Annotated in this window: 6 protein-coding genes; 1 reads left to right on the top strand and 5 read right to left on the bottom strand. The window is 62.6% G+C overall.

Annotation, left to right across the window (positions count from 1 at the left end; all coding sequences use genetic code 11):
- Positions 1 to 558: 558 nt before the first annotated feature.
- Positions 559 to 1,365, bottom strand: a complete 807-nt coding sequence (locus ACFE7F_RS15635; RefSeq protein WP_375404772.1) for an enoyl-CoA hydratase/isomerase family protein — start codon at positions 1,363 to 1,365, stop codon at positions 559 to 561.
- Between the two features lie 399 nt (positions 1,366 to 1,764).
- On the opposite strand from ACFE7F_RS15635, the gene ACFE7F_RS15630 reads away from it, so the two are divergent.
- A complete protein-coding gene (locus ACFE7F_RS15630) occupies positions 1,765 to 2,325 on the top strand; it encodes a nitronate monooxygenase (RefSeq protein ID WP_375404771.1) in 561 nt (186 codons plus the stop codon).
- Here the strand turns inward: ACFE7F_RS15630 and ACFE7F_RS15625 are convergent.
- From ACFE7F_RS15625 to ACFE7F_RS15610, 4 genes are all read right to left on the bottom strand, one after another.
- Entirely contained in the window at positions 2,312 to 2,617 is a 306-nt protein-coding gene (locus tag ACFE7F_RS15625; RefSeq protein WP_375404770.1) for an SWIB/MDM2 domain-containing protein, read from the bottom strand. The two genes, ACFE7F_RS15630 and ACFE7F_RS15625, sit on opposite strands and share 14 nt — an antisense overlap.
- A gap of 45 nt (positions 2,618 to 2,662) precedes the next feature.
- Positions 2,663 to 2,869: a DUF2945 domain-containing protein gene (locus tag ACFE7F_RS15620; RefSeq protein ID WP_375404769.1), complete on the bottom strand. Its 207-nt coding sequence runs from the start codon at positions 2,867 to 2,869 to the stop codon at positions 2,663 to 2,665.
- 94 nt (positions 2,870 to 2,963) lie between these two features.
- Positions 2,964 to 3,137 carry a hypothetical protein gene (locus tag ACFE7F_RS15615; protein WP_375404768.1) on the bottom strand — a complete coding sequence of 58 codons (174 nt, stop codon included), beginning with the start codon at positions 3,135 to 3,137 and terminating at the stop codon, positions 2,964 to 2,966.
- Between the two features lie 136 nt (positions 3,138 to 3,273).
- On the bottom strand, positions 3,274 to 3,609 hold the full coding sequence (locus ACFE7F_RS15610; RefSeq protein WP_375404767.1) for a hypothetical protein: 336 nt from the start codon (positions 3,607 to 3,609) through the stop codon (positions 3,274 to 3,276).
- Between the last annotated feature and the right edge of the window lie 162 nt (positions 3,610 to 3,771).

Here is a 3,771-nt window from a genome sequence, read left to right as displayed (position 1 = left end):
GTCAACCACTATGATGACGAAAAGGGCGGTCGCGCCACCGCCGACGCGGTGATCATGCGAGGCGCCTGGTCGGTCTTCAGCCCGCCATATTCCGTGCGCCAGCGACAGCAGAGCCTGCCCCGGCGGAGGCAGCGGCTTGCTGGCTAACCGCATATGCGCCGGCATGCCTCAGCAGCCGTGCCGCCTTGGCCCAACACGATCTCGACTTAACGCAGCTTGCGGGTAACCTCCTCCGACTTGCACTTCTTGCTCGGCATTCGTTGTCCCTCCCGTGGTCCAGACTATCATAGTCGATGGACCACTCGGACGGGGGCAGCTCAGGCTGGCGAGGGACGGGATCACCGTCAACGCGAATTACGTCGGGGCTGACGATGACGCGCCGACTCAAGCGCAATCCAACCCCCAACGGTGAACTGGTCGCCAAGAACTTCGATGCCCGAAGCACACCGATGGTGCGGCAGTGCTTTCAGCTCGCCTTTCGATGCCACCGGCTGGGGGCGGATCGGCATGGTGAATGCAACCGTCTCACACCGGCTTTCTGAATGCGGGCGACCGTCTTTAGCGGTTGGAAAAGCCGATCTGAGTCCACGGCCCGTTCTCGGACTTGTCGCCACCGGTCTCGATCGTTTCCTTGAGAGCAAGGAACGCCCGTTGGGCATCGTCGGACTGAAAGAGCCGCATCGTAAGGTCAAGCTGCAGCGCGTCGGCCCCGGCGACCCCGCCGGACTGCCAGGCCTTCAGCAACGCGCGCGTGGCCCCGTGCGCGAGCGTCGGCCCTGCGGCGAGCCGCTCGGCCAACTGGCGCGCCACGGCGTCCACCTCGTCACCGGCAACCACCCGACACGCCAGGCCGATCTCGCCCGCCATCTGACCGCTGAGCGGCTCGGCGAGCATCACCAGCTGAGCGGCTCGGTTACGGCCAACCCGATCGGCCAGGCGCTGGAGGCCGCCGGCCAGTTGGGTCATGGCAGTGTAGGCCTCCACCGCCAGGAAGGTGGCGTCCGTCGCCGTGACGATGAGGTCGCAGTGGAGCACCAGTTCGAAATGGCCGCCCATGGCCTTGCCTCGAACTGCGGCGATCGTGGGCACGCGTAGTGCCTCGATCGCGTTGAAGGCCTGTATGTTCTCGGCAATGAAAGCGTGAAACCAGCCTACATCCTTACCGGGCCATTCCGCGACGGCACCGCCCGTGCCGAAATCGGGACCCTCGGAACGGACGATCAACGCCCGGATGTCGGACTCGCTGGCCTGATGCACCGCCACTCGGAGCTCGTCCGTCCATCGCCGGTCGAGCTTGTTGTCCGGCGCGTCGCACAGCACGATGTGGCCAACGTCATCGATGCGTTCGAATCTCACGACGCTCATGCGTTGATCTCCTGGTCGACTGGGATTGTCGCCGAAACGGGCTGTCGAGCACGCCACGTGCCGGTGAGCGGACGCGCCGCCTCACCCCCGTCATGTCATAGGGCACCCTCGCGACGGGCAGGGATATTCTTTCGATAAGACGCATCGGCTCAGCCAATACGCGACGGCCACCCGCATGTTCCGCCCTGCTCCTCGCCCGGTGAGCAGACCGAGCAAGAGCGCCGGTCGTCCTATTGCTCGACTACGCGACCTCTAAGCAGCCCCCATCGGCTGGTCCCTACCAGCCGAACTCGGCCGAGCAGGTGTTCACCGACACATTCGGCACCGGTGAGCGGTTCACCCTGCTCTTCGCGCTATGCGCGTTCTTCATGGGGATACTGCCTTCTTTGATAGCCGCTTATGGCCGGCGTGTCCACGCCGGATCTCGCTGCGGCCGTGTCAAACGCGGGCGGCCTGGGCTCGATCGCTGTTGGCGCAACCGACGCGGGCGGCGCACGCGGGAGGATCGAAGCAACGCGTGCGCGCATGACCCGCGCATTCAACGTAAACCTGGTCGTCCACGGAACCGCCCCTACGAACCCCGTGCGCAATCAGGCTTGGCTCGATGCGTTCCGACCGATGTTCGCGCGCTACGGCGCGGACCCACCATCGGCGCTACGCGAGATCTACAAGAGCTTCGCCGCCGATGACGAGATGCTGGCGATGGAGATGAACGGACGTCTGCTTCCGGGGAGTGCTGAAGCCCGGCGGAGCGTCCGATCTTGGGTCCGTCGTCCCCGATTGCTATTACCGCCACAAGGAGGTGATCCGCCTTGCTTATATGCGATGCGGTCAGCAACGATGAAGTTCAGCATCGTGGAAGAGAAATTCTCCAATAATTTTGGTGCCCATCTCTGTCGTTCAAGGGGCACCAGTCGCGTTGGGGCGACCGGTACCCCGTTCGAACTTAGGCGGCTTTGAGGTGGGCCGAAATGTACTTGTTCATTTCGAACATCGTGCACTTGTCCTTGCCGAAGATCACCTTCAACTTGTCGTCAGCCAAAATCTCGCGCTTGTCTTCAGGGTTCTGAAGGTCGTGCTTCTTGATGTACTCCCAAACCTTGCTGATCACCTCGCTACGGGGCATCGCATCGGCGCCGACAACCTCGCCGAGCTCCTTTGACGGCTGCACGGGGGCGTGGATGCCGGTACCTGCTTTGGTCTGCTTGACGGCCGCTTCCTTGGCGCCCTTTTCCTGCTTGGCAGTGGCCATGGTCGTTCCTCCCTTTTGATCGCCGCATCGTGGCGGCGGATAGCGTTACGCCTTCTTGAGCGCGTCCGGCTTGTGGGCTGCTTCGCCGCCTTTGTCACTCTTGACGATATATTGCGGATCGTCCTTTGAGGCGCGCACTTGGTGATCCTTGATCTTGGTGTCACTCGTTACCTTGCGCTCGACCTCGCCATGCGCGGTACCGCCGTGCGAACTCCACTCGACCTTGTCGCCCTTCTTCAGTTCCTTGGTCATTCGATCCTCCTGCAGCCCTTGGCGGTAAATCGCTCGAACCGTTCTTTTGGTTGCACCACCAAGACAGCGACGAAGTAGCGCCCATCTCCGCGCTTCAGAACCTGAACCCGGCGGCGATGCCGTACCGGCGAGGCTCGAGCGTGAAGATGTCGGTGTACAGACCGACCGCGGCGTCGGAGAGGTATCGACCCGTAATTGCAACGTCGTTGATGATGTTCTGGATAAGACCTCGCAAATAGAAACGCTCGTCGGGACCGTTGAGCTGCACCTGCGCGTTGACTAGGATGTACCCCTAGATCCGGTCGACGGATAGGTTGAAGATGCTCGCCTGGAACTCGCTAGCGTAGGCAAGGTCGACGCGGGGCACGAGCGTGAAGCGGCCGATATCGGCGGTTTGACCGCAGTCACGAAGCCGCGGACCGCGGCCGCGCTCCCCGGGTCGGAAGTAATCGCGCAGTTCGATCCGTTGATGATATCCTTGATGATGACCGTGTCGGCGCGGCCGCGCGACGGATCCCGGGGACCAGTTGATTGCCGGCGATGCCGGGATCGGGGTCGAAGCTGCCGACAAATGGAGAGGTGAAGTCGTCGATCGAGGTGAACGGCGTCAGAAAGCTGACCTGCGTATTGCGCGCCTCCACACGCTTGCGATCGTTATCGTAGTGCAGGCCGGCGTTGATCTTGAGTGCATCGGTGAGCTTGAGATTGCCTTCGCCGAAGATGCCGCTTGAACCCGCCATACGCACCGGTGCCGGTGCCGTTGTCGTCGGTCTCCGACGTGCACAACTGCCCACCCGGACCATTCGGGATGAAAGTGGCCGCGATCGGCGCGAAATAAGCGGCTGGCAGGCTTAGGCTCCGTACTCAATCAGCTTGCGGTTGATCGTGTGGACTGGTTCAAG

It is taken from the genome of uncultured Sphingomonas sp. (assembly GCF_964235535.1).
In the GTDB taxonomy this organism is placed as follows: Bacteria; Pseudomonadota; Alphaproteobacteria; order Sphingomonadales; family Sphingomonadaceae; genus Sphingomonas.
The sequence above is the reverse complement of the archived record's forward strand: the minus strand, read 5'-3'. Positions and strand labels throughout refer to the sequence as shown.

Coding starts and splice junctions, on each gene's coding strand:
- ACFE7F_RS15635 (WP_375404772.1), bottom strand. CDS start 1,365: ATGAGCGTCGTGAGATTCGAACGCATCGATGACGTTGGCCACATCGTG.
- ACFE7F_RS15630 (WP_375404771.1), top strand. CDS start 1,765: ATGGCCGGCGTGTCCACGCCGGATCTCGCTGCGGCCGTGTCAAACGCG.
- ACFE7F_RS15625 (WP_375404770.1), bottom strand. CDS start 2,617: ATGGCCACTGCCAAGCAGGAAAAGGGCGCCAAGGAAGCGGCCGTCAAG.
- ACFE7F_RS15620 (WP_375404769.1), bottom strand. CDS start 2,869: ATGACCAAGGAACTGAAGAAGGGCGACAAGGTCGAGTGGAGTTCGCAC.
- ACFE7F_RS15610 (WP_375404767.1), bottom strand. CDS start 3,609: ATGGCGGGTTCAAGCGGCATCTTCGGCGAAGGCAATCTCAAGCTCACC.